The 25235-nt window shown below is 72.4% G+C and carries 20 protein-coding genes; 10 read left to right on the top strand and 10 right to left on the bottom strand.

Features of this window, described 5'->3' with window-relative positions:
• The 4 genes from ACGFI8_RS42430 to ACGFI8_RS42415 all read left to right on the top strand — a co-directional run bounded on the left by ACGFI8_RS42430 (position 1) and on the right by ACGFI8_RS42415 (position 6108).
• Positions 1-3996 (top strand): glycoside hydrolase family 38 C-terminal domain-containing protein, encoded by a 3996-nt coding sequence (locus tag ACGFI8_RS42430; RefSeq protein ID WP_392813428.1) that lies wholly within the window; start codon positions 1-3, stop codon positions 3994-3996.
• Positions 3993-4586, top strand: coding sequence for a hypothetical protein (locus ACGFI8_RS42425; protein ID WP_392813427.1), 594 nt, complete (start codon positions 3993-3995; stop codon positions 4584-4586). Before ACGFI8_RS42430 ends, ACGFI8_RS42425 begins: the two co-directional genes overlap by 4 nt.
• A gap of 1 nt (position 4587) precedes the next feature.
• On the top strand, positions 4588-5130 hold the full coding sequence (locus tag ACGFI8_RS42420) for a GNAT family N-acetyltransferase (protein WP_392813425.1): 543 nt from the start codon (positions 4588-4590) through the stop codon (positions 5128-5130).
• 165 nt (positions 5131-5295) lie between these two features.
• Complete coding sequence (locus ACGFI8_RS42415) at positions 5296-6108, top strand: polysaccharide deacetylase family protein (protein ID WP_392813423.1); 813 nt, start codon at positions 5296-5298, stop codon at positions 6106-6108.
• Here the strand turns inward: ACGFI8_RS42415 and ACGFI8_RS42410 are convergent.
• Entirely contained in the window at positions 6096-7103 is a 1008-nt protein-coding gene (locus tag ACGFI8_RS42410; RefSeq protein WP_392813422.1) for a sensor histidine kinase, read from the bottom strand. The two genes, ACGFI8_RS42415 and ACGFI8_RS42410, sit on opposite strands and share 13 nt — an antisense overlap.
• 43 nt (positions 7104-7146) lie before the next feature.
• Positions 7147-7779 (bottom strand): LuxR C-terminal-related transcriptional regulator, encoded by a 633-nt coding sequence (locus ACGFI8_RS42405; RefSeq protein WP_392813421.1) that lies wholly within the window; start codon positions 7777-7779, stop codon positions 7147-7149.
• 196 nt (positions 7780-7975) lie between these two features.
• On the opposite strand from ACGFI8_RS42405, the gene ACGFI8_RS42400 reads away from it, so the two are divergent.
• The 4 genes from ACGFI8_RS42400 (at position 7976) to ACGFI8_RS42385 (ending at position 11984) form a co-directional block, all read left to right on the top strand.
• Positions 7976-8812 (top strand): TrmH family RNA methyltransferase, encoded by an 837-nt coding sequence (locus tag ACGFI8_RS42400; RefSeq protein ID WP_392813419.1) that lies wholly within the window; start codon positions 7976-7978, stop codon positions 8810-8812.
• A gap of 159 nt (positions 8813-8971) precedes the next feature.
• Complete coding sequence (locus tag ACGFI8_RS42395; protein WP_392813418.1) at positions 8972-10246, top strand: cation:proton antiporter; 1275 nt, start codon at positions 8972-8974, stop codon at positions 10244-10246.
• Complete coding sequence (locus ACGFI8_RS42390) at positions 10243-10689, top strand: CBS domain-containing protein (RefSeq protein ID WP_392813416.1); 447 nt, start codon at positions 10243-10245, stop codon at positions 10687-10689. The genes ACGFI8_RS42395 and ACGFI8_RS42390 overlap by 4 nt, the downstream gene beginning before the upstream one ends.
• Positions 10686-11984, top strand: a complete 1299-nt coding sequence (locus ACGFI8_RS42385; RefSeq protein WP_392813415.1) for an SLC13 family permease — start codon at positions 10686-10688, stop codon at positions 11982-11984. Before ACGFI8_RS42390 ends, ACGFI8_RS42385 begins: the two co-directional genes overlap by 4 nt.
• Here the strand turns inward: ACGFI8_RS42385 and nhaA are convergent.
• From nhaA to mmsA, 5 genes are all read right to left on the bottom strand, one after another.
• Positions 11966-13207, bottom strand: a complete 1242-nt coding sequence (gene nhaA / locus ACGFI8_RS42380) for a Na+/H+ antiporter NhaA (RefSeq protein ID WP_392813414.1) — start codon at positions 13205-13207, stop codon at positions 11966-11968. The genes ACGFI8_RS42385 and nhaA overlap by 19 nt on opposite strands.
• 119 nt (positions 13208-13326) lie before the next feature.
• Positions 13327-14502: an ROK family protein gene (locus tag ACGFI8_RS42375; RefSeq protein WP_392813413.1), complete on the bottom strand. Its 1176-nt coding sequence runs from the start codon at positions 14500-14502 to the stop codon at positions 13327-13329.
• A 78-nt stretch (positions 14503-14580) separates the two neighbouring features.
• A complete protein-coding gene (locus ACGFI8_RS42370) occupies positions 14581-15696 on the bottom strand; it encodes a substrate-binding domain-containing protein (RefSeq protein WP_392813411.1) in 1116 nt (371 codons plus the stop codon).
• 71 nt (positions 15697-15767) lie between these two features.
• Positions 15768-17060: a sugar ABC transporter permease gene (locus ACGFI8_RS42365; RefSeq protein ID WP_392813410.1), complete on the bottom strand. Its 1293-nt coding sequence runs from the start codon at positions 17058-17060 to the stop codon at positions 15768-15770.
• The gene (gene mmsA, locus ACGFI8_RS42360; protein WP_392813409.1) at positions 17057-18604 is read right to left on the bottom strand and encodes a multiple monosaccharide ABC transporter ATP-binding protein; all 1548 of its coding nucleotides are present in this window, start codon (positions 18602-18604) and stop codon (positions 17057-17059) included. Before mmsA ends, ACGFI8_RS42365 begins: the two co-directional genes overlap by 4 nt.
• A 295-nt stretch (positions 18605-18899) precedes the next feature.
• Between mmsA and ACGFI8_RS42355 the strand changes: the two genes are divergently transcribed.
• The gene (locus ACGFI8_RS42355) at positions 18900-20135 is read left to right on the top strand and encodes an ROK family transcriptional regulator (protein ID WP_392813408.1); all 1236 of its coding nucleotides are present in this window, start codon (positions 18900-18902) and stop codon (positions 20133-20135) included.
• A 133-nt stretch (positions 20136-20268) separates the two neighbouring features.
• Here the strand turns inward: ACGFI8_RS42355 and ACGFI8_RS42350 are convergent, their stop codons facing one another.
• Entirely contained in the window at positions 20269-20913 is a 645-nt protein-coding gene (locus tag ACGFI8_RS42350; protein WP_392813406.1) for a class I SAM-dependent methyltransferase, read from the bottom strand.
• Here ACGFI8_RS42350 and ACGFI8_RS42345 point away from each other — a divergent pair.
• Positions 20878-21393: a glycerophosphodiester phosphodiesterase gene (locus ACGFI8_RS42345; RefSeq protein WP_392813405.1), complete on the top strand. Its 516-nt coding sequence runs from the start codon at positions 20878-20880 to the stop codon at positions 21391-21393. The genes ACGFI8_RS42350 and ACGFI8_RS42345 overlap by 36 nt on opposite strands.
• Before the next feature lie 86 nt (positions 21394-21479).
• Here the strand turns inward: ACGFI8_RS42345 and ACGFI8_RS42340 are convergent, their stop codons facing one another.
• Entirely contained in the window at positions 21480-23702 is a 2223-nt protein-coding gene (locus tag ACGFI8_RS42340; protein ID WP_392813403.1) for an MMPL family transporter, read from the bottom strand.
• 47 nt (positions 23703-23749) lie between these two features.
• On the bottom strand, positions 23750-25126 hold the full coding sequence (locus ACGFI8_RS42335) for an L-serine ammonia-lyase (RefSeq protein ID WP_392813402.1): 1377 nt from the start codon (positions 25124-25126) through the stop codon (positions 23750-23752).
• Between the last annotated feature and the right edge of the window lie 109 nt (positions 25127-25235).

Here is a 25235-nt window from a genome sequence, read left to right as displayed (position 1 = left end):
ATGCGGATCGAGGGCACCGAGCTGTTCGTCGGCGACCGGCAGATCGTGCGGGTGTCCGGCGTCCGCGGCCCCGTGCAGGTGCGCGGCGACGGCGTGGCGGGCCGGGCGGACGGCGACGGCGTGGTCGAGGTACCGGTCGCTATCGACGCCGCGCCGGGGACGGTCGTGCCGGTCAGCGTCACCGCCGGGGGCGCGACCGGGCACGCCGAGCTCGTCGTCGCCGAGCCCGGCTGGACGGTGTGGATGGTCTCGCACTTCCACTACGACCCGGTGTGGTGGAACACGCAGGCCGCCTACACCGCCACGTGGGGCCGGCCGGAGCAGACCGGCACCGAGTTCCGCGCGGACTTCCAGCGCACCGGGTTCGAGCTGGTGCGGCTGCACCTGGAGACCGCGCGGCTGCACCCGGAGTACAAGTTCGTCCTCGCCGAGCTCGACTACCTCAAGCCCTACTGGGACGCGTGCCCGCAGGACCGCGCATACCTGCGCCGGCTGCTGCGCGAGGGCCGGCTCGAGCTCGTCGGCGGCACCTACAACGAGCCCAACACCAACCTCACCCTGGCCGAGACCACGATCCGCAACTTCCGGTACGGCATCGGCTTCCAGCGCGACGTCGTCGGCGGCGACCCGCGCACCGCCTGGCAGCTCGACGCGTTCGGCCACGACCCGAACTTCCCGGGCCTGGCCGCCGCGGCCGGCCTGGACTCCTCGTCGTGGGCGCGCGGGCCGTTCCACCAGTGGGGCCCGATGCTGAGCACGTACACGCCCGGCGAGCGCGGCTGGGGCGACCCGTCCTCGATGCAGTTCACCGCCGAGTTCGAGTGGCTCTCGCCCAGCGGCCGCGGCGTGCTCACCCACTACATGCCGGCCCACTACTCCTCCGGCTGGCACATCGACGCGCAGCCGACCCTCGCCGCCGCGCAAGCGAGCGTGTACCGCCTGTTCCTGCTGCTCAAGAAGGTCGCCCGCACGCGCAACGTGCTGCTGCCCGTGGGCACCGACTACAGCCCGCCGGCGAAGTGGGTCGTCGACATCCACCGCGACTGGAACGCCCGCTACACCTGGCCGCGGTTCGTGTGCGGGCTGCCGCGCGAGTTCTTCGCCGCCGTACGCGAGCAGGCCGACGGGTTCTCGCCGCAGACCCGGGACATGAACCCGATCTACACCGGCAAGGACGTGTCGTTCATCGACACCAAGCAGGCCCAGCGGCACGCCGAGGCGCTGCTGACCGACGCCGAGACGTTCGCGACGCTCGCCGCGCTCGGCGGGGCGCCCTTCCCGCACGAGGAGACCGACCTGGCCTGGCGCCAGCTCGTCTTCGGCGCGCATCACGACGGCATCACCGGGTCGGAGTCCGATCAGGTGTACCTCGATCTGCTCACCGGCTGGCGCCAGGCGCACGACCTGGCCGCCGGCGTGCTCGACGGTGCCCTCGGCGCGCTGAGCGCCCGGCTGCCCGGCGGCGACGGACCGGCGCGCATCGCCGTGTTCAACCCGTCGTCGTGGACCCGCACCGACGTCGTGCGCACGCCGCTGCCGGACGGGCTGGACGGGGCCCTCGTCGACGGGGAGCCGGCCCTGGTCGAGGACGGCCACCTGGTGTTCCTCGCCCGGGACGTGCCCGGCGTCGGGTACCGCACCTTCGCGCTGTCCGCCGCGGACGGCGACGGCTGGCGGCCCCGCCCGGGCGCGACCGCCATCGAGAACGAGACCTTCCGGCTCACCGTCGACCCGGCGCACGGCGGCGCCGTCGCGTCGCTGGTGGACCGGCGCACCGGCCGCGAGCTGCTGGCCGCCGGGCGGCACGGCAACGAGCTGCTCGTCTACGACGAGTACCCGGCCCACCCGCGGGCGCACGAGGGGCCGTGGCACCTGCTGCCCAAGGGACCGGCCACGGCCGGCTCGACCGCCGGGCCCGCGCACTCGGTGACCGTCGAGACGGGCCCGCTCGGCGAGCGCGTCACCGTCGCCGGCGCCGTCGGCCCCGCCCGCTACACCCAGACCCTCACCCTCTGGCACGGCGTGGCCCGCGTCGACGCGCGCACCCGGCTGGCGGAGTTCACCGGCGCCGACCACCTCGTCCGGGTCCGCTGGCCGTGCCACGTGCCGGGCGCGCTGCCGGTCAGCGAGGTCGGCAACGCCGTCGTCGGGCGCGGGTTCGGCATCCTCGACGCCGACACCGAGACGGCGCCGTGGACGCTGGACAACCCGGCCCAGCACTGGTTCGCGCTGTCCTCGACGGCCCGCGTCCACGCCGGCGCGCACACCCGCGCGATCGGCGTCGCCGAGATCGTCGTCGGCGACACCCTGCCCACGGGGGCGCGCGACCTCGCCCTCGCCCTCGTCCGGCAGGGCGTCACCGCGACCTGCTCGGTCGGCGACGGCCCCCGGTACGGCTCGCTCGCCGTCGACTCCAACCTGCCCGACGTGCGGATCGCGATCGGCGGCCCAGCGGCGAACCCCTTCACCGCGGCCGTGCTCGCCGCCGCCGGCGCGCACGCGCAGCGGCGGCTGCGCGAGGACGGCCGGGTCTGGATACCGGCCGAGCGCCCCCTGGCCGAGGTCTGGACGCCCAACGCCGACCTCACCGGCGTACGCGCCCTGCCGGTGCTCGTCGTCGCCGAGGACGCGGTCGCGCGCCTGTGCGCCGACGTCGACGCCGGCGACGTGCGCGTGGCGCCGCCGCTCGACGACCCCGACCCAGACCCAGACCCCGATCTGGACGACTACACCGTCGGCATCGTCAACCGCGGCCTGCCCGGCTTCGCCGTGGACCGCGGCGGCGCGCTGCACCTGTCGCTGGTGCGCTCCTGCACCGGCTGGCCCTCCGGGGTGTGGATCGACCCGCCCCGGCGGACGGCGCCGGACGGGTCCAACTTCCAGCAGCAGCACTGGACCCACGAGTTCGACTACAGCATCGTCGCCGGCGACGGCGACTGGCGCGCCGCCGGGCTCGTCGCCGCCGGCCACGCGGTCAACCACCCGCTGCACGCCCGCGCCGTCCCGGCCGGGCCGCCGGCCTCCGCGCGGCTCGTGCAGGTCGAACCGCCCACCGTCGTGCTCACCGCGCTCAAGCCCGCCGGGGACCCGATCGCCTCGGGCGAGGTGCCCGAGCCGGTTTCCGCCGTCACCGCCCGCTACTACGAGTCCGCCGGGCGCCCCGCGAACGTCCACATCGGACTGCCGGTACCGGTGGTGTCCCGGCAGCCGGTCGACCTGCTCGAGCGGCCCGTGCCGGACGGCGCCCTGCCGGCCGCGGGAATCGGGCAGTGCGTGCTCGGCGTCGCGCGCCCGCTGCCCGCCGCGTTCCTGCCCGCCGCGCCGGTGTACTCGCGCTACTGGCTGCACAACGCCGGGCCGGCGCCACTGGGGAACATGCCCGTCTCGGTACACCTGGATCCGCCGCACGCCGCGGTCTGCGGCCCGGTGGCGCTGACCGCGACCGTGGCCTGCGACCTGACGGCGGCGCGGGCCGCGGGCACGCTGTCGTTCGCCGCGCCGCCGGGCTGGACGGTCGAGCCGCCGTCGGTGCCCTTCGACCTGGAGCCCGGCGGGCACGTGGTGGTGCCGCTGCTCGTGACCCCGCCGCCGGAGCCGGAGCCCGGCGCGCACTGGCTGCGCGCGTCGATCCCGCAGGGCCCGTACGACGTGACCCGGCTGCTCGTCGGCGTGTCCGGACCCGAGACGGTCACCGCGGCGCTCGCCCCCGCCGCCCTGCGCCTGCGCCGCGGCGAGTCCGCGTCGCTGACCCTGAGGCTGGGGACCGACGCCGTGGGGGAGGTGCTCGTGGACGTACACCTCATCGGGCCCTGGCACACCTGGGAGCTGCTGCCGGTCGCCCGGCGGTCCCTCACGCTGCGCGGATCGTCCACGGTGGAGTTCCCGGTGCGCGTGCCGGCCGGGCATCCCCCGGGACAGTGGTGGGTGCTGGCCCGGCTCGCGCACGCCGGCCAGCTGCACTACACCGAGCCCGTCCCGGTGACGGTGCTGCCGTGAGCGACCCCCTGACCAACCCACCGACCGGCCCCGTCGCCGCGTACGTCGGCGCGCGGGCGGTGACCGTCGCCGAGGTCGAGGCGCGGCTGGCGGCGATGCGCGCCGGCCCCTACGCCGCGCGGCTGCCGCACCCCGCCACCGCCGAGGGACGCAACCTGCGGCGGTGGCTGGTCCAGGTGCTCGCCACCGAGGCGGTGCTCGACCACGAGGCCGGGCGGCGCGGGCTCACCGGGGCCGGCCGGCCCGCGCGGCCGGTGCACCCGACCCTGGCTGAGGCCCTGCGCCTGGGCGGCGTCGCGGCCACCGTCCTGGCCCTGCACCCGCACGCCGAGGCCCTGCGCGCGGCGGTGACCGCGGACGTGACGGTCGGCGAGGCGGAGACGCGCGACTACTACGAGCGCAACCGCGACCGGCACCCGGGCCCGTTCGACGCGGCCCGCGACGAGATCGCCCAGATACTGGTTGAGGCCGCCCGCGAGCGGGCCTTCGGGCGCTGGCTCGACGAGCGGTGCGCGGCGCTGGTCCGGTTGTCCCCGGGCTTCGAGCACCCCGGCGACCCGGCCCAGCCCGACTACGCCCATCATCACTGACGTGCGCATCCACGTTTTCGCCGCCGGCGACGAACCCGCCGGGCTGCGGGCACAGGCCGACCGGCTGCGCGAGGAGGCCTGGCCGGGCGGCGGCGGGCACGACCCGGCGCTGCGGCCGGTGGCGATGCTGCTCGAGGACGGCGGCGCGGTCGTGGCCGCGCTCGACATCCTGCGCAAGGAGATCGCGCACGGCGGCGAGCGCCTCGCGGCCGGCGGGCTCAGCGCCGTGGTGACCGCGGTGCGGGCGCGGCGGCGCGGGTACGGCCGCCGGCTCGTCGCCGCCGCCCGGGACGAGATGCGCGCGCTCGGGCTCGACGCCGGGATCTTCACCTGCGACCGGCCGCTGCGGGGGTTCTACGAGGCGGCCGGGTGGCGGGTGCTGCCGGGCACCGTGCTGGTCGGGGGCACCGTCGAGGCCCCGCTGGCCAGCGACGCGCCCGGGTTCGACAAGGTGACGATGGGCGAGCTCTTCGACGCCCGCGCCGGCGTGCTGCTCGGCGCGCGGGTCGATCTGTATCCCGGGCCCATCGATCGGCTCTGGTAGCCGGCTCTGGTAGCCGGCTCTGGTAGCCGGCTTTTGTGACTGGCTTTTGTGGCTGCGGGAAACCCGTAGCCACGCTGCGGGCCGGTACCGAACCGGGGAGCGGGCGGGGGCGGCAGGCTGACGTCATCGCGGTACCGAACCCTTTTGACCGGAGCCGGAAAGCACATGTGGTCATGTCACCGCGCGCCGCTCGGTGCGCTGCTGGTCGTCTGCGCGCTGCTCACCGGGTGCAGCGCGACGGCAACGGGTCCGGCGGCGTCGAGCGCGGCGGGTACACCCGGTGCGCCGGCGATGGCCTCCGGGTCGGGGGCGGCGGGCGGATCCGGGCTCAGCGCAGCGCAGCTGGCCCGGATTCCGCACTTCCCGGCGCCGCCGGCGCCGAAGCCGGTCACCGTGCCGGCCGGGCCGTCGGCGGGCTGGTACAGCGCCATCCCGACCGACCAGCCGATCGCGTTCATCACCATCGACGACGGCTGGACGAAGGTGCCCGAGGCGGAGGCGCTGCTCAAGGCCGCGCACGTGCCCGTCACGCTGTTCCTGGAGATCAACGCCATCAAGTCCGATCCCGGGTACTTCACGCAACTCGAGCAGGACGGCGCCGTCATCGAGGCGCACACGATCAGCCACCCCGACCTCAAGGGCAAGTCCTACGACGTGCAGCGGCACGAGATCTGCGGCGGGGCGGACGAACTCGCGAATCTCTACGGGCGCCGGCCCGTGCTGTTCCGGCCGCCGTTCGGTGACAAGGACACGACCACGCTCAAGGTCGTGCACGACTGCGGGATGAAGGCGGCGTTCTTCTGGAGGGAGACGACGGACAAGGGCATCGTGCGGTATCAGGCGGGCCAGGCCGTCAAGCCCGGCGACATCGTGCTGATGCACTTCCGCCCGGCCTTCGTCGACGACTTCCTGGCCGTGCTGCAGGCCATCTCGCAGGCCGGGCTCACCCCGGCGCGGCTGGAGGACTACATCGCCTGAGGCGGCAGGTCCAGCCGCACCTCGGTACCGCACGGATCGGCCGCGCCCACCGCCAGCGCGGCGCCGAGCAGCTCCGCCCGCTCCCGCATGCCGTGCAGCCCGTGCCCGGCGACGAACCCGTCCGGCGGCGGGCCGGTGCCGTCGTCGCGCACGAGCACGCGCAGGCCCGGCCCGTGCGGCCCGGCCTCGATCCGCACCCGCCCGGCGCCCGAGTGGCGGACCGCGTTGGTGAGCGCCTCCTGCACGATGCGGTACACCGCCGTCTCCGCCGCCGCCGGCAGCCGCGGCAGCCCGTCGACGGACGCCTCCACGTCGAGCCCGTCGCGGTCGCGCGCGTGCCGGGCGAGGTCCTCCAGCGCCGCGGCCAGCCCGAGCGCGTCCAGGGCGAGCGGACGCATCTGCGCGACGATCCGGCGCAGCGACTGGATCTGCCGGCCTACGATCTCCCGCGCGCCGGCGATGCCGGCCGCCTGCGCCGCCGGGTCGTGCCCCGCGGCCGCCGCGCCGAGCAGCACATGCGCGGCCGCGAGCTCCTGCAGCGTGTCGTCGTGCAGCTCGCGGGCCCACCGGCGGCGCTCGGCCTCCGCGCCGTCGAGGCGGGACCGGGTCGCGCTGAGCCGGGCCCGGCGCCGCTCGACGGCCGCCTCCCGCAGCGTCAGGCCCGAGGTGGCGAACAGCAGGGCCACCGGGATCAGCAGCAGCAGTACCTCGGGCGCCGGCCGCGTCCTGCCCTGCCAGAGCCCGGCGACCGCGATGAGCGCGGAGATGCCCGCGGCGGCGAGCAGCCGGGCCCGCACGGCGAAGCGGTGCGGGCCCCCCGCCGGCACGCACGCGAGGGCCAACAGGAACGTCGCGCCCGCGCCGACGCCGGCCCACAGCTCCTCACGCGGATCGATGTTGCCGAGCTCCAGCACGATGCCGACGGCGAGCAGGATCGCCCCCGCCACGGCGAGCACGGTCGCGGCGACCTTGGGCACCCGCTCGCCCCGGCTCATGGCGTTCGCCTCGTGCCGGTCCTCGCCGCGTTGGTGGCCACGCTCATGGCAGCAGCCCGATCCGGCGCGCGGCCGCGACCAGCTCGGCGCGGCTCGTCGTGCCCAGCCGGGTGCGCAGGTTCGCCCGGTGCGTCTCCACGGTGCGCAGGCTGATCGACAGCCGCCGGGCGACCTCGGCGTTGGTGTGCCCCGAGGCCAGCAGCGTCAGCACCTCCCGCTCGCGCGGGCTGAGCGCATCCGAGGCCGCCGGCCGGCTGCGGGCCAGCCGCGCCCCGAGCTCGGCGTCGACGTACACCGAACCGGCCATCACCGTCTCCACCGCCCGCAGCAGTTCGTCGGCGGCGGCCTCCTTGAGCACGTACCCGTGCACACCCCCGGCGAACGCCTCCCGCGCGAACGACACGTCGTCGTGCATCGTCAGCACCACGATCCGCGGCGGCGGGTCGGCCGCGAGCAGCTCCGGCAGGACCGGCAGCGCGCTGTCGGGCCCGAAGCTCAGGTCGAGCACGATGAGGTCGGGGCGCAGCCGGTGCGCGACCGTGCGCAGCTCGTCGAGCCCGGCCGCCTCGCCCTCGACCCGGCACCGCGGGTCGGCGGCGAGCAGGGCCCGCAGCCCGGCCCGCACCACGAGGTGGTCGTCGGCCAGCAGGATCCGCCAGGCGTTCGTCGCGGTCACAACAACGTTTGTACCCTGCCTGCGCCGCACCCGCCGGGCCGGGCTCCGGTCGGCGAGGCAGAGATCTCGCGAGCTGGCGGTTCGCCTCAGTCCCGGTCGCGCAACAGCTGCCGGGTAGTACCGGTAACGTTAGGACGCGCGGGGACAGCGGCCGTAGCTACCCGGATGCTTCAGTGATCGCGATCTGGAGGAACGGGTGGCGCCGACGCAGCGGATCACCACGAAGAATGCCCGCTTCCAGCAATGGCAGGCGCTGCTCACCAACCGGAACAAGCGGCAGCGTTCCCGCGAGTTCCTCGTGCAGGGTGTGCGGCCGATCAACATTGCCATCGAGCGGGGCTGGCCGATCCGGACCCTGATCTTCGACGTGCGGCACCAACTGTCGGGCTGGGCCCTGGATCTGCTCCGTACGACTCGTGTCGAGCAGGTGGCCATGGCCCCCGACCTTCTCGCCGAGCTGGGGGAGAAGGACGAAGACGCGCCTGAGGTCATCGCGGTCATGGAGATCCCGGACGACGACCTCGGCCGCATCAAGGTTTCCGGGGACTTCCTCGGCGTGCTGTTCGACCGGCCGACGAGCCCGGGCAATATCGGCGCCGTCATCCGCTCTGCGGACGCCTTCGGGGCCGATGGTGTGATCGTGGCCGGTCATGCCGCCGACGTCTACGACAGCAAGGCTGTGCGGGCGAGTACCGGGTCGCTGTTCGCACTGCCGACGGTCCGGGTTCCCGCAGCGCGAGAGGTGATGGTCTGGCTCGAGGCGCACCGGGCGGCCGGAACGCCGGTGCGGGTCGTCGGCACGGATGAGCACGGCGAGGTCGACATCTTCGACTTCGACCTGACCGGTCCCACGCTGCTCCTGATCGGCAACGAGACCAAGGGACTGAGTTCTTCCTGGCGTGAGCTGGCCGACCAGATGGTCAGGATCCCGATGGGCGGCAGCGCCAGCTCGCTCAATGCCGCCAACGCCGCGACCGCGGTCCTCTATGAGGCTGCCCGTCAGCGCATTGCCCGGGACCGCCGTTCTCGCTGAGGCGGCCTCAGGGCTGGCCGACCGGTTCCGCGCGTGCGGTGTCGTTGCGGTCGGCGTGCTGTTGCTTCCGGTGGCGCGGGTGTTCGGGTAGCTTGCTTGGCGGAGTGCCGGGAAGTCTGGTCGGCGTGTGTGTTCACCCTACCGACCGACAGGACCCGTATGACGCTGCTGCTGCTGTGTTTCGCTGCCGTGCTGTTGCTGGCGGTGCTGCTGTCGGCCCTGGCACATCGGACCGTCCTGTCCACCGCAGTGCTGTTCCTCGCCGCCGGGTTCATCCTCGGTGACGGGGTGACCGGCGTGGTTCATGTGACCGCGGATTCGCCGGTGGTGGCGTCGCTGGCGGAGCTGGCGCTGTTCGCGGTGCTGTTCACCGACGGGATGCGGGTCGGCTGGGCCGATCTGCGCAGCGCGTGGCGGCTGCCGGGCCGAGCCCTGGGCTGGGGGCTGCCGTTGACGCTGCTGGTCACGGCGGTGATCGCGCATTTCGTGGCCGGGCTGGGCTGGCCGGAGTCGCTGCTGATCGGGGCGATCCTGTCCCCGACGGACCCGGTGTTCGCCGCCGCGCTGGTCGGCAACGACAAGGTCCCGGCGCGGCTACGGCATCTGCTCAACGTCGAGTCCGGGGTCAACGACGGATTGGCGCTGCCGTTCGTGGTGGTGCTGCTGGCGGTGGCGGCGGGCTCGCACGAGCTGCATCTGGGCGAGATCGGCGTGGAGCTGGTGGCCGGGATCGCGATCGGCGTGCTCGTGCCGTGGGTGGCGATCCGGCTGGAGCGGACCCGGCTGTTCGCGGTGTCGGAGCAGTACCTGCCCCTGAACGCGGTCGCGATCGGGCTGCTGGTCCTGGCGCTGGGCAAGGTGAGCCACGCGAACTTGTTCCTGGCCGCGTTCGCCGCCGGGATCACGGTGGCCACGGTGGGCCGGCGGGAGCGGGAGGCGTTCGAGCACTTCGGTGAGCTGATCGCGGAGATCTTCAAGCTGGTGGCCCTGCTGGTGTTCGGCGCGCTGCTGGCGCCCCGGTTGTTCGCCGGCGTCGGATGGGCGGGCTGGGTGTTCGCGGTCCTGGCCCTGGTGCTGGCTCGGCCGCTGGCGCTGTGGGTGTCGTTCCTGCGCTCCGGTCTCAGCACCCGGGAGCAGGCGGCCGCGATGTGGTTCGGGCCCAAAGGGTTCGCCTCGGTGGTCTACGGGCTGCTGGTACTCGCGTCCGGCATCGCCGCCGCCGAGCGGGTCTTTACGCTGGTAGCGGTGACGATCGTGCTGAGCATCGTGCTGCACTCCTCGACGGACATCATCGTGGCCCGGGGGTTCGAGCCACAGCTCATGCCGGCCTGGCAGCAACGGCTCGCCTCGCGCGGGCGGCGGCTGCTGCGCCGCGCGCCCGGACAGGATGCACCGGACGGATCCGGCCCGCCGGTGGAAGGGAACACACCATGAGAGCTCGCGATCTGGCCGCCGAGTTCCCGGCGGTACGGCTGGACGCCCCCGCCCTGGACGCCGCCCGGCTGCTGGCCGGACAAAACCTGCCGGGGCTGATCGTGCTCGACGAGCGCGGCTACCCGTTCACGATCCTGGCCGGGACGCAGGTGCTGCGCATGGCGATCCCGTCGTACTGCCAGGACGACCCGGCCCTGGCGCGGGTCGTGGACGAGCCGGCCGCGGACCTGCTGCTGCGCGAGCTGGGCGACCGGACGGTGGCGCAGGCGCTGCCGCCGGACAACCGGGAGCTCGCCGTGGTGTCCCCGGAGGCGACGGTGCTGGAGATCGCGGCGCTGATGGCCCGCACCCGCACGCCGCTCGTGGCGGTGGTGGACCGGGAGCGGCGCATGCTCGGCGCGATCACCCTCGACGCGCTGCTGGACCGGATGCTGGCCGCGTGAGCGTCACTGCCTGGCTGGCGGTGGCGGTGTTCGCCGGCACCTACGTGCTCATCGCCACCGAGAAGATCCACCGGGTCAAGGCCGCGCTCGGCGGCGCGGTCGTCATGCTGCTGCTCGGCGCCACCGACGCCGAGCACGCGTTCTTCTCCGCCGAGGCCGGGATCGACTGGAACGTCGTGTTCCTGCTCCTGGGCATGATGCTCATCGTCGCGGTCCTCAAGCGCACCGGGGCGTTCGAGTACCTGGCGATCTGGGCGGTGAAGCGGGCGCGGGGCCGGCCGTTCCCGGTGATGGTCATCCTGGTCCTGGTGACCGCGGTCGCGTCGGCGATGCTGGACAACGTCACCACCGTCCTGCTCATCGCCCCGGTCACGTTCCTGGTCTGTCAGCGCCTGGCCGTGCCGCTCGCCCCGTATCTGATCGCCGAGGCGATGGCCAGCAACATCGGCGGCACCGCGACCCTGGTCGGGGACCCGCCGAACATCATCATCGGCAGCCGCGCCGAGCTGTCGTACAACGACTTCCTCAACCATCTCGCCCCGCTCATCGTCCTGCTCGTGGTGGTGTTCGTCGGCCTGTGCCGGCTGCTGTTCCGCGCGGCGTTCCGCACCGACCCCGACCGGGCCGCGGCCGTGATGCAGCTGCGGGAGCGCGACGCGATCCGCGACCCGCGGCTGCTCGTGCTCAGCCTCATCGTGCTCGCGCTGGTCACCGCGGCGTTTGTGCTGCACTCCGTGGTCCACCTGGAGCCGTCGGTGGTCGCAATCGTCGGTGGCCTGGCCCTGCTGGCCTTCTCCCGCCTGGACACCGGTGAGGTCGTCAAAGACGTGGAGTGGCCGACCCTCGCCTTCTTCGCCGGACTGTTCGTCATGGTCGGCGCGCTCGTCCACACCGGCGCCATCACCGCCCTGTCCCGGGCCATCGCCGACGCGGTGGCCGGTGAGCCGCACCTGGCGGCGATGGCCCTGCTGTGGGGGTCCGCGGTGCTGTCGGCGATCGTGGACAACATCCCGTACGTGGCGACGATGAGCCCGATCGTCGCGGATCTCGCCGCCGCCGACGGCAGCACCGGCGGGCCGCACGTGTTGTGGTGGGCCCTGGCGTTGGGCGCGGACCTGGGCGGCAACGCCACCGCGATCGGCGCGTCGGCCAACGTCGTCATCCTCGGCCTGGCCGAACGCGCCGGGCAGCGGATCAGCTTCTGGCAGTTCACCAAGTACGGCCTGATCGTCGCCGCGGTCACCGTCGGCATCTGCGCCCCGTACCTGTGGCTGCGCTACATCGCCTTTGCCTGAACGGGCGCCGCCGGCGTGTCCGCGGGCGGCCGGCGGCGTGCGCGTAGCAGCAGGGTGGCCGCGGCCGCGGAGATGCAGGAGGCGAGCAGGATGGCCAGCCGGGCGTGCTCGTCAGCGCCGGCGCCGAAGGCGAGCTCGGCGACGAGCAGCGACACGGTGAACCCGATCCCGGACAGCAGCCCGGCCGCCACCAGATCCCGCCGGGCAAGGCCACCATGGCCACCATAGCCACCGGGCAGCGCGGCCCCGGTCACGCGACGCGTCAGCCACGTCGCGGCCAGCACGCCGGCCGGCTTGCCGACCGTCAGCCCGGCCAGGACCCCGAGCGTGACCGGGTCGCGCAGGGCCGCGCCGAGCGAGGCGGCGCCGGCGACGGGCACCCCGGCGGCGAAGAACGCGAAGAGCGGCACCGCGAACCCGGCCGACACCGGCCGCCACCGATGCTCCAGCCGCGCCGCGGCATCGTCCCCGCCGGTGCGTGCCACCGGCACCGTGAACGCCAGCAGCACCCCCGCCACCGTGGCGTGGACGCCGGACGCGTGCACCAGCAGCCACACCGCGAGGGCGAGCGGTGCCAGCAACCACCGGGTTCCCCGGCCGCCGCGGCGCACCAGCCAGGCGAACGCGGCCAGCGGCACCGCCGCGGCCAACAGCGGCAGGACCGCCAGCCCGGCCGTGTAGGCCACCGCGATGATGAGGATCGCGAGCAGGTCGTCGACCACGGCCAGGGTCAACAGGAACGTCCGCAGCGCCGGCGGCACGCGGGAACCGGCCACGGCGAGCACCGCGAGCGCGAAGGCGATGTCGGTCGCCGTGGGCACCGCCCAGCCGCGCAGGTCACCCGCCGCCGACGCGTTGACCGCCAGGTAGATCAGCGCCGGTACCGCCATACCGCCGACGGCCGCGGCCACCGGCAGCGCCGCCCGCCGCGGATCGCGCAGCTCGCCGGCCACGAACTCGCGTTTGAGCTCCAGCCCGGCCACGAAGAAGAACACCGCCAGCAGGCCGTCCGCCGCCCACGCGGCCAGCGTCAGATCCAGATGCCAGGCGGCCGGTCCGACCCGCAGGTTGCCGAGGCTCGCATAGCGGGCCGCCCACGGCGAATTCGCCCAGCCGAACGCCACCACGGCAGCCACGAGCAACAGCAGCCCGCCGACGGTCTCGGTGCGCAGGATCGCGGCGATGCGACGAGGCTGCGCCCATCGCACGGTGTTGCCGGTCATGAAGCTCCTCCGGGTCGGTTGGCACCAAACGCCGACCAGACTTCCCGGCACACCAATTGCGAGCTTACGTGAACGACACGCTCAACCGAAACGGTCGCGGATCCGCGGCGAAGCGCCGGCTACCGCGAGAGGGGGTCGGACAGCAGGGCCTCGAACGCCAGCTCGGCCGCGCCGACCAGTGGGGCGTCGTCGCCGAGCTGCGGGGTGCGCAGGCCCACGTGGTCGCGGCACGCCGGCAGGGCCATGGCGTAGAGCCGGTTGTGTACGTGGTCGGTGCCGGCGAGGTACAACTCCCGCAGCGTGCCGCCGAAGACCACGACCGTGGGGTTGAAGATGTTGACCAGGTTGGCCACGCCGAAGCCGAGCCAGTCGGCGGCGTGCACGACCGCGGCGCGGGCGTCCGGGTCGCCCTCGCGGGCGGCGCGCACGGCCGCCGAGACGGCGGCGCCGGCGTTCGGTACGGCGCGGCCGGCGAGGTGCAGCAGGGCCCGCTCGCCGATCTCGGTCTCCCAGCAGCCGCGCGAGCCGCAGCCGCACAGCCGGCCGGCCGGGTTGACGACCATGTGGCCGACCTCGCCGCCGTGGCCGCCGTAGCCGGTGATGCGCCGGCCGCCGGCGATGATGCCCGCGCTGACGCCGGCGTCGCCGTGCAGGTAGATGACGTTGGCGACGCCGGCCGCGGCGCCGCGGGTGTGCTCGGCCAGGGCGGCCAGGTCGGCGGTGCGGCCCAGGATCGGCGGGCGGCCGCCACCGGGGCGGGGGTCCAGGCGGTGATCGTCGAGTGCGGCGGCGAGCGCCGGTTCGATCGTTGCATCCGCCCAGCCGAGGTGGTGGCGCACGGAGCCGGAGACGGCGACGCCGCAGCCGACGAACACGGCGTCGACGGGGGCGGTGCGCCGCATGTCGGCGACGAGTGCGGCCAGGCCGGCGACGGTCGGGCCGGCGTCGGCGCCCGGCGGGCGGTCGGCGGCGCGGACGTCGAGGACCTTTCCGCCGAGGCCGATGCGGGCGGCGCGGAGGCGGTCGAGCTCGATGCTGAGCGCGTATCCGTAGACGCGCGACGACCGGGGGCGCACGACGATGGAGGGCCGGCCGGCGCGGCCGGTCTCCTGCGGTACACCCTCATCGATGAGGCCCGCGGTGGCCAGATCGGCCGTCAGGGCGCCGATGGTACTGCGGTTGAGGCCGAGCCGGCTGGTCAGCTCGGCGCGGGACGTCGCGCCGCGGACGTGGACGTAGCGGAGCAGGGCCCCCAGGTTCTGCCTGCGTACCGACTCCTGTGGGCTGGTGGACACGCGCGGTCCCTTCGCCTGGAGAACGATCGTGGGTCCCCGGAAAGCAACTCCGGGGACCCACGACGTCGTGCCGGTGTGTTACTTGGTGAGCGGGGCGAGCTTCGGGTCGTTGGCGTAGGCCTCGGCCGCGTTCGCCTTGGTCACGATGACCGGCGGGAGCAGGTACGACGGGACCTTCTTGACGCCGTTGTCGTACGAGTTGGTGTCGTTGATCTCCGGCTGCTCGCCGGCCTGCAGCTTCTTGACCATCTCGATCGTCTGGGCAACCAGCTTGCGGGTGTCCTTGTTGATCGTCGAGTACTGCTCGCCGGACATGATCCACTTGACCGACTCGACCTCGGAGTCCTGGCCGGTGACGATCGGGATCGGCTTGCCGGCGGCCTTCACCGAGGTGATGATCGCGCGGGCCAGGGTGTCGTTCGGGGACAGCACGCCGTCCAGCGTCTTGTCGCCCTTGGCGTAGGTCGAGGTCATGATGGCGTCCATGCGGGACTGGGCGTTCTCGGCCTTCCAGCCCTGCGTCGCGGTCTGCTTGACGTCCGTCTGGCCCGAGCCGACGATCAGGTCGCCCTTCGTGATGAGCGGCTTGAGCACGTCCATCGCGCCGTTGAAGAACACGCCCGCGTTGTTGTCGTCCGGCGAGCCGGAGAACAGCTCGATGGTCCACGGGCCGGTCGGCTTCTTGGCCTTCATGCCGTCCAGCAGGGCCTGGCCCTGCAGCTGGCCGACCTTGAAGTTGTCGAACGCGACGTAGTAGTCGAGGTCCGCGGTGCCGGTGATGAGCCGGTCGTACGCGATGACGACCGCGCCGGCGTCCTTGGCCTGCTTGACCTGGGTGCCCAGCTGCGCGGCGTCGGTGGCGCCGATGACGATGACCTTCGCGCCCTTGGTGACCATGGACGAGATCTGCGACTGCTGGTCCGCGACCGTGGTCGAGGCGCCGGCGTACTGCACGTCGGACTTGAAGCCGGCCTCCTTGAGACCGTTGGTGAAGAGGTCACCGGCGAGGACCCAGTTCTCCGAGGTCTTCGACGGCAGGGCGACGCCGATCAGCGCGTCCTTGGCGAAGCCCTTGGCGGCACCACCGGACGGGTTGCTGGAGGCCTCGCGGTCGCTGTTGCCGCACGCGGTGGCAGACAGCGCCACCAGCGCGACGGCGCTGACCGCGAGGCTCCTGGTGAGGAACTTGCGCATGGCTAGGAAAGCCCTTTCTTTCGGGATGTTACTGGGGATAGGGGCGTCTGCCGCGGGTCGCGGCGGGTGGTTCAGCCGGCCACCGGGGTCTTGGTGGATTCCTGGCTGGTTTCGGGTGGAGAGACCGGCTGGGCTGGAGCCTGCCGGAAGGGCCGCATTATCGAACCGATGATCGAGAACCGGCCCTGGCTCTTGTTGTAGACGTCCAGCGCGACGGCGGCGAGCAGGAACAGACCCTTGATGATCTGGACCCGGTCGGTGGCGACGCCGATCAGCTGCAGGCCGTTGTTCAGCACGGCCATGACCAGGCCGCCGACGATCGAGCCGCTGATGGTGCCGATGCCGCCGGAGACGGCGGCGCCACCGACGAAGACGGCCGCGATGGCGTCGAGCTCCCAGCCGTTGCCGTCCTGCGGGCCGGAGGCGCCGGAGCGGGCCACGAAGATCATGCCGGCCAGCGCCGCCAGGACCGACATGTTCATCATGACGAAGAAGTTGACGCGGCGCAGCTTGACGCCGGAGAGCTCGGCGGCGCGGGCGTTGCCGCCGACCGCGTAGATGTGCCGGCCGCCCGGGGTGTTGCGGGTGTAGAAGGAGTACGCGATGACGAGCGCGGCCAGGATGCAGCCCGAGACCGGGAAGCTGGTGCCGACCCGGCCGCCCGCGTAGCGCAGCGTGGCGAAGACGATGATGCCGACCATGATGGCCAGGCGGAGGACCGTGATCCAAACCGGGATCGGCTCGGCCTCCATCTCGCGGCGGGTCTTGCGGGCCCGCAGCTCACGCCAGATGACCGCGAGAGCGGCCAGCAGGCCCAGGACCAGCGTGGAGTTGTTGTAGCCGGTGCTCGGTCCCCACTCCGGCAGGTAGCCCGCACCGATCACCTTGAAGCCTTCCGGCACCTGGATCGTCTCGGCGCTGCCGATGAACTGGTTGCCGCCGCGGAAGAGCAGCATGCCGGCCAGGGTGACGATGAACGCCGGCACCCCGATGTAGGCCACCCAGAAGCCCTGCCAGGCGCCGATGACCGCGCCGATGACCAGGCCGAGCACGATGCCCAGCTCCCAGGGCAGGCCGGCCTTGATGGCCTTGGCCACGATGATGCCCGTGAACGCGGCGATCGAGCCGACCGACAGGTCGATGTGGCCGGCCACGATGACCATCAGCATGCCGATCGACAGCACGGAGATGTATGCGTACTGCTGGGTCAGGATGATCAGGTTGCCGGAGTTGAGCGTCAGCCCGTCTGTCAGGATCTGGAACAGCACGAGGGCGAACACCAGCGTGAAGATCATCGTGAACTGGCGGGCGTTGGAGGTCGTGCCCCCGAACAGGTTCTTCTGGAGTTCCTTGAATCGGCTCATCGCGTCGGCATCTTCTTCGTAGAGGTCATCTGCTTCATGAGGAGTTCCGGATCGGCCTCGTTGCGGGGGACCTCGCCGGTGATGGTGCCTTCGAACACGGTGTAGATGCGGTCGCACAGGCCCAGCAGTTCGGGCAGCTCCGAGGAGATGACGATGACGCCCTTGCCCTGGTCGGCGAGCCGCTGGATGATGCCGTAGATCTCGTACTTCGCCCCGACGTCGATGCCGCGGGTCGGCTCGTCGAGGATCAGCAGCTCGGGATCGGTGAACATCCACTTGGCCAGCACGACCTTCTGCTGGTTGCCGCCGGAGAGCTTGGTGACGCCCTCGTCGACGGTCGGCGCCTTGACCCGCAGGGCCTCCCGGTACTGCTCGGCGGCCTTGTGCTCCTCGACCTGGTCGATGACGCCGTGGTGGGTGATCTTGGAGAGCTTCGCGGCCACCATCGAGGTCTTGATGTCGTCGAGCAGGTTGAGCCCGATCGACTTGCGGTCCTCGCTGACGTACGCCAGGCCGTTCTTGATCGCGTCGGAGACCGACTTCAGCTGGATCTCCTGGCCGTCCTTGAAGATCTGGCCGGACAGATACACGCCGTAGGAGCGGCCGAACAGGCTCATCGCGAGCTCCGTGCGCCCGGCGCCCATGAGGCCGGCGAAGCCCACGATCTCGCCGCGGCGCACGTTGAAGCTGGAGTTCTTGCACACCAGCCGGTCCGCGGAGATGGGGTGGCGCACCGTCCAGTTGTGCACCTCGAAGAACACCTCGCCGATGTTCGGCGTGTGCTCCGGGAAGCGATTGTGCAGCTCGCGGCCGACCATGCCGCGCACGATCCGGTCCTCGTCGACGCCCTCGGCGCCGACCTGGAGGGTCTCCACCGTCTTGCCGTCGCGCAGGATCGTGATCGAGTCGGCGATGTCCTCGATCTCGTTGAGCTTGTGCGAGATCATGATCGAGGTGATGCCCTGCCGCTTGAACTCGCGCAGCAGGTCGAGCAGGTGGCGGGAGTCGTTCACGTTGAGCGCGGCGGTCGGCTCGTCGAGGATGAGCAGCTTGACGTCCTTGGCGAACGCCTTGGCGATCTCCACCAGCTGCTGCTTGCCGACGCCGATGTCCTTGATGAGGGTGTCCGGATCGTCGCGCAGGCCGACCTGGGCCAGCAGCTCGATCGCCTTGCGGTTGGCGCCCTTCCAGTCGTAGGCACCGTTGCGCGTCGGCTCGTTGCCCAGGAAGAGATTCTCCGTGATCGACATGTGCGGCACCAGGGCGAGCTCCTGGTGGATGATCACGATGCCGGCCTTCTCGCTGGCCCGGATGTCGCCGAAGCGGCTCTCCGTGCCGCCGTAGAAGATCTGGCCGCTGTACGAACCGTATGGGTAGACGCCGCTGAGGACCTTCATCAGCGTCGACTTGCCTGCGCCGTTCTCGCCGCAGATCGCGTGGATCTCGCCCTCGCGGACCACCAGGTTGACATCGCTGAGCGCCTTGACGCCCGGGAACTCCTTGGTGATCGACCGCATCTCGAGCAGGATCGGTGCGGTGCTCATGAGGCGAGCTGCCTTGTCACCGACATCATGTTGCCTCCGAGGAGCGTTGCCGTCAGCCAGTTTTGTTGTGACGACCAACTTATTCCAGTGTGGCGATCCTGCCCAGTTCTGATCCGTCGCGTCTCGGTAACAATCTGGCAATGATCTAGCGCCTGGGGGGTCGCCGCAGGCCCCGGGGAAGCGCTCTCACGTATCCGGGGTGTTAGGTGCGCGTGTCGGACTCTAAATCCAATTGCTTTACTAAGTCAACGCCGCGAGGCATCATGGAGGTAACGGTACGTAGGCGGGAGGCTGGGTGCGGCAGGTCGGGACAAATCTCCCCAAGGTCGGGCAATACAACCGGGCGGTGGTGCTGGACCAGATCCAGCTCGCCGACGGGACGAGCCGCGTGGAGATCGCAGAGCTCACCGGCCTGACCCCGCAGACGGTCTCCGGCATCGTGCGCCGGCTGATCGATGAGGGCATCGTGCGCGAGGACGGCGCCCGCTCGTCCAGCGGCGGCAAGCCGCGCACCGTACTGCGCATCAACGCCGACGCCGGGCGGGCCGTGGGCCTGCACTTCGACCCCGTCGAGCTGGCCTGCGTGGTAGTCGACCTACTGGGCCGGCCGCTGGTCACGGCGCGGCGGCCGACGCCCGCCGGCATCGACCCGGCCGACGTCACGGCGGCGATGGCCGGGCTGGTGGACGAGGTGCTCGCCGAGGCGGGCGTGGGCCGGGACCGGGTGCTGGGCGTGGGCCTGGCCACCCCCGGACCGATCGACCAGTCGCTCGGCGAGGTCATCTCGCCGCCGCAGCTGTCGGACTGGACGCGGGTACCGCTCAAGCAGATGGTCGCCGACGCCACCGGCCTGCCGGTCACGCTGGACAACGACGCCACGGCGGCGGCGATCGGCGAGCGGTGGGCGGGCGCGGGCCGCGGGGTGGCCAACTTCGCGTACTTCTTCCTCGGCACCGGCGTCGGCGGCGGCCTGGTGCTCGGTCACCAGGTCCACCGCGGCGGATCGATGAACGCCGCCGAGTTCGGGCACACGTCGGTTACGGAGAGTGGTCCTGCCTGCTACTGTGGCAATCGGGGCTGTCTCGAGAGTTACATCAACCCGGCCGCGCTCGTCGCCGACGCGCACCGCCGACTGGCCGCCGGCGGTGAGAGCGCTCTCCGGAAGGCCTTCCGGAGGGAACCGTCCACTGTGGACCACGGGGCGCTGTGCCGGGCCGCCGCGGCGGGCGACGAGCTCGCCGCTGGGGTGATCGGGCGGGCCGCGGAGCACCTCGCGACGGTGGCCGTGAACGTGGTGAACATCGTCGATGTCGAGCTGATCATTCTGGGCGGGCACGGGATCCGGCACGTGGAGTCGCAGTTCCAGCGGGCGGTGGTGGCTGCGCTGGGGGAGCGGGCCATCGCGCGGCGGATCCGGCGGGTGGACGTGGCGCTGTCCCCGCTGGGCGACGACGCGGCGGTGGTGGGCGGGGCGGCACTGGTGCTGCACTCGACGTTCTCGCCCCAGGTCTCGTCCCTGCTGGCCGGCTGAGCCTCTGCGGCTGTGTGTAAAAAGTGGCGGCTATAGCAGCCACCTTTTACACACGCTGCCGGAGGGGCTGGCAACAGTTCGCGCTCTCGTGAGCGAACATGCGTTTGTGTGAGCGTTAAATGCCGGACCGGCCTCACGTTCGCCGAGCAAGCAGGTATCCCTGTGGGGTGGATTCCTGCTCCTCAGCGGGCCGACCGGCCCAGAACACCGTCGCGAATCCGGCCTCAGTAACCCGGCGCTCCATCTCTTCCGGCGACAGCCAGTACGCATCGAACTCGATGCCGAGACCGGCGCTTCGGCCAGACCGCCGGACCGCGCCGTCACCAGCCTTGAACGCGGTCACCAGATAGCCCCCCGGCTTGACAACACGAGCCAGCTCACCGAAGGCGACCGCCCGATCGGCGGGCGCGAGGAAGATCAGCGAGTACCAGCAGATCACCCCTGCCAGCGAGCCATCTTCGAAGGGCAGGTCACGCAGGTCGGCAACGTCGAAGGCGAAGTCCGGATAGTCCCGCCGCGCCACGCGGACCATCTCAGGCGAGAGATCAATCCCACGCGGGGACAGACCGTGCGCGGCCAAGTAGGGAGCGAGTCGGCCGGTCCCGCAACCAATGTCTCCCACGCTGGGACCCAGATCCGCGGCAAGGGTCAGTTCGCAGAACAGGCTGAGCACGGCCCGCTCGATGGGCATCCTCTCCAGAGCTCCGGCCAGGCGGTCGGCATAGAACGCCGCGAGCACATCGTGCGCGGCCCGCAGCTCATCAGTCTTGGCGTCCACGGGCGAACCATAGAGGACCAGGTCACCATCCAGTCCTTCGATTGGGGCGCGCTGAAGGTCATGCACCAGCTCGCGCCGAAGTGGCCGCTGGTGGCGCTGACCAACTACGACTTCCTCCAGGTGGGCAAGCCGGGCGCCTCGCCGTGGCTGGGCGGGCTCGACGCCGACGACTTCGGCGGCGACTTCGTGAAGGCCGCCGCCGCCATCCCGGGTGTCACGGCGCTTTCGCCGGTGTACGGCTTCCCGCAGGACGGCAAGATCGGCAACCCGGGCTTCCGCTTCTACGTCGACGAGGCGATGGTGTCGGAGGCGCACGCCCGGAACCTGAAGGTCATCCCGTGGACCTGCGACGACCCCGCCACGATCGAGGCCCTCATGGACATGGGCATCGACGGCATCATCACCAACTACCCGAACCACGTCCGCCAGATCATGGCCGAGCGTGGCATGCGCTTGCCGAAGGCCGACGAGCCACGCTGACCCACGGCCGGCGACCCGATCCGGTATCGCCGGCACGACGACCTCCGGGTGTGGCAAGAGGGGCGACCTTCGCACCACACCCGGCGCTAGTCGACGGCGACGGGCTCCCGGTCGCGCTCCTGCGCGGGCTCCGGCAGGGCGTGCTCGCGCAGCCCGATGCGCTCGTGCAGCCGGCGCAGCGGGCCGGGCGCCCACCAGTTCCAGCGCCCGAGCAGCGTCATCGTCGCCGGCACCAGCAGGCAGCGCACCACGCTCGCGTCGATGACCACGGCGGTGAGCAGGCCCACGCCGACCTGCTCGATCGTGCCGAGATCGGCGGCGGCGAAGCAGCCGAAGACGACGACCATGAGCAGCGCGGCCGAGGTGATGATCCGGCCGGTGTGCTGCAGGCCGCGGCGCACGGCGGCGTCGGTGTCGTCGCCGCGCTCGACATACTCTTTGATCCGGCCGAGCAGGAACACCTCGTAGTCCATGGACAGGCCGAACGCGAAGGCGAACACGATCACGACGACGAACGGGTCGAGGCCGCCGACGGTGAGCGTGTGCAGGACCCCGGAGCCCCAGCCGTGCTCGAAGACGGCGACCATCACGCCGAACGTGGCGCCGAGGGAGACCACGTTGGCCAGGATGGCCTTCAGCGGTACCACCAGGGAGCCGGTCATCGCGAACAGCAGCAGCACCATCGCGACGAGGGTGACGGTCACGGCCGCCGGGAGGTCGTCGGTGATCAGGCCGACCAGGTCGATCAGCGTGGCGGCTTCGCCGACGACCCAGGACTGCACGCCCGCCGGCCGGTCGGCGCGCAGGCGGTGCACCAGGCCCTGCGCCGCGTCGTCCTGCGAGCCGCCGCGCAGCACGAGGTCGACGGTGGCCACGCCGGGGCCGGCCGGCTTGGCGGGCTGCAGGCCCGCGACGGCCGGGTCGGAGGCCCACTTCGAGGCGTACGCGTCGAGGTGCGCGGCGTCCGTGCGGGCCACGACGGTCACCACCGGCTGGTAGGCGCGGCCGAACCGCGCGGCGAGCTCGTCGGCGACCCGGGCCGCCTCGACACTGCGCGGCACGCCCTCCAGGTGCGGCAGCTTGATCGTGGCGCCCAGCAGCGGCGAGCCGGCGGCGAGCAGCAGCGCGGCGGTACCGAGCGCGATGAGGACCGGGCGGCGCTGCACGGCCCGGGACAGCCCGGCGAAGAACCCGCGCTCGTCGCCGCCGGGCCGGACCGGGGTGCGGGCGCCGCGCCCGGCAGCGCGCCCGGACGGGCGGATCCGCTTGTGCAGCACGCCGATCAGCGCGCTGGTGAAGGTGAGCGCGGCGAGCATGGCCACGACCGCGATCGACACGCCGCCGGCGCCGAGCGCGCCGAGCTGGTGGACCGAGAACATCATGAGCCCGGACAGCGCGGCGGCGACGGTCAGCGCGCTGAAGAAGATCGTGCGGCCGGCCGTGGCCCAGGCGCGCCCGACCGCCTCCTGGGGCTCGAAGCCGGCGGCGACCTCCTCGCGGTACCGCGCGACGAGCAGCAGCCCGTAGTCGATCGACAGGCCGAGCCCGAGCAGGGTGACGACGGTGACGACGTTCTGGTCCAGATCGGTGACGCGCGAGAACACCCACAGCAGGGGCATCGCCGCGGCGACGGACACGAACGCGGCGAGGACCGGCAGCCCGGCCGCGACCAGCCCGCCGAAGACGAACACGAGCACGACGAGGGTCAGTGGCAGCGAGATCGCCTCGGCGCGGCCGAGGTCGGCTTTCTGGGCCGCGCGCATCTCGGCGTTGAGCACCGGGTTGCCGCCGACCTCGACCGTGGCCTGCGGTACACCCGCGGCGGAAAGCGCGTCGTCGAGCCGGTGCAGGCGGGTGCGCAGCTGCTCGACGGTGTCGTCGCGCTCGCCGCGGTCCAGCTTCGCCAGCGTCACGACCACGAGCAGCCCGCGCCCGTCGTTGGCAAGGTAGGCCGGGGAGGCCGGGACCTGCTGGCCGTTCACCGAGTAGGGCGTGGCGACCCCGCGCACGCCGGCGACCCGGCCGGCGTCGTCCGCGGCGGCGAGGACCGTGGTGCGGACCGCGGCGGCGTCCGGGTCCACGCCGGAGACGAGCCCGATGACGGTACCGCTGGAGTCGTTGCCGGTCGCCACGGCGTCCAGCCCGTCGATCGCCTCGACGTGCTTGGGGTTGCTCGCGTCCGCGATGGCGCCGAACACCGGCCCGAACGTGAGGCCGCCGAGCACGACGACGACCAGCCAGGCGCCGATCACCGGCCACCGGTGCCGGAAACAGAACCGCCCGATCCTCGCCACCACGCCCTGCGCCATGACGACAGCTTCTCAGGCCTGCGGTGGCGGGGCGGCGCCGACCCGGGTCAGCACTCGATGACGGTCACCGCCAGCCCGCCGCGGGCCGTCTCCTTGTACTTCACCGACATGTCCCGCCCGGTCTCCCGCATGGTGCGCACGGCCTTGTCGAGCGTGACATGGTGCGCCCCGTCGCCGTTGAGGGCGAGCCGCGCCGCGCTGATCGCCTTGACGCTCGCGATCGCGTTGCGCTCGATGCACGGGATCTGCACCAGCCCGCCGACGGGGTCGCAGGTCAGCCCGAGGTTGTGCTCGAGGCCGATCTCGGCGGCGTTCTCGACCTGCCGCGGGTCGCCGCCGAGCACCTCGCACAGCCCGGCGGCGGCCATCGCACAGGCGGAGCCGACCTCGCCCTGGCAGCCGACCTCGGCGCCGGAGATCGACGCGTTGCCCTTGATGATGATGCCGACGGCCGCGGCGGCGAGCAGGAACCGCACCACGCCGTCGGCCTTGTCCTCAGGGGTGCCGGGCACGAACCGCGTGTAGTAGTGCAGTACCGCCGGGATGATCCCGGCCGCGCCGTTGGTGGGCGCGGTGACGACCCGCCCGCCGGACGCGTTCTCCTCGTTGACGGCGAGGGCGTAGAGATTGACCCAGTCGAGGACGCGCAGCGGGTCCGACTTATCCGAAATTTCGGATAAGTCGGCATAGAGCGCCGGTGCCCGGCGGCGGACCTTGAGGCCGCCCGGCAGCACGCCCTCGGGCCGGGTGCAGCCGCGGTCGACGCAGGCCCGCATGACCGCCCAGATGTGCAGCAGTTCCGCGCGGATCGCCGCCTCGCTGCGCCAGGCCTGTTCGTTGGCGAGCATGACGTCGCTGATGGACAGGCCCTCGGCCGCGCAGTGCGCAAGCAGCTCGGCACCGGTGGCGAACGGGAACTTCACCGGCGTCTCGTCGGCGGCGATCCCGCCGTCGGGGCCGGTGACGAAGCCCCCGCCGACGGAGAAGTACGTGCGCGTGTCGAGGGGCTCGCCCGCGGCCGTCCAGGCGTGGAAGCGCATCCCGTTGGGGTGCTCGGGCAGCGAGCGGCGGCGGTGCAGGACGAGGTCGGCGTCGAGGTCGAACGGGATGGTCCGGGCGCCGTCGAGCAGGCCGATGCGGCCGGAGGCGCGCACCGCCGCGACCCGGTCGGCCGTCGTGTCGGTGTCCACGGTCGACGGCTCGGCGCCCTCGAGGCCGAGGACCACCGCGGCGGGCGAGCCGTGGCCGTGGCCGGTGGCGCCGAGCGAGCCGAACAGCTCGGCCTTGATCCGGCCGACCCGCGGCAGGAGGCCCTCGCCGGCCAGCCGGTCGACGAACCGGCGGGCGGCGCGCATCGGGCCGACGGTGTGTGAGGAGGACGGGCCGATGCCGACCGAGTACAGGTCGAAGGCGCTGAGGGTCATCGCGAGAGGCTCCCTGGTCGCGGACTGGGTGGACCTCCCCGCTCTGTCATCGATTGCCTGAGAGCTTCACCGCCGGCGTGCGGCGGTTTGCACCGTGGGCGCGGGACGC

Origin of the sequence: Dactylosporangium sp. NPDC048998 (genome assembly GCF_043197855.1) — a bacterium.
Taxonomy (GTDB): domain Bacteria; phylum Actinomycetota; class Actinomycetes; order Mycobacteriales; family Micromonosporaceae; genus Dactylosporangium.
The sequence above is the reverse complement of the archived record's forward strand: the minus strand, read 5'-3'. Positions and strand labels throughout refer to the sequence as shown.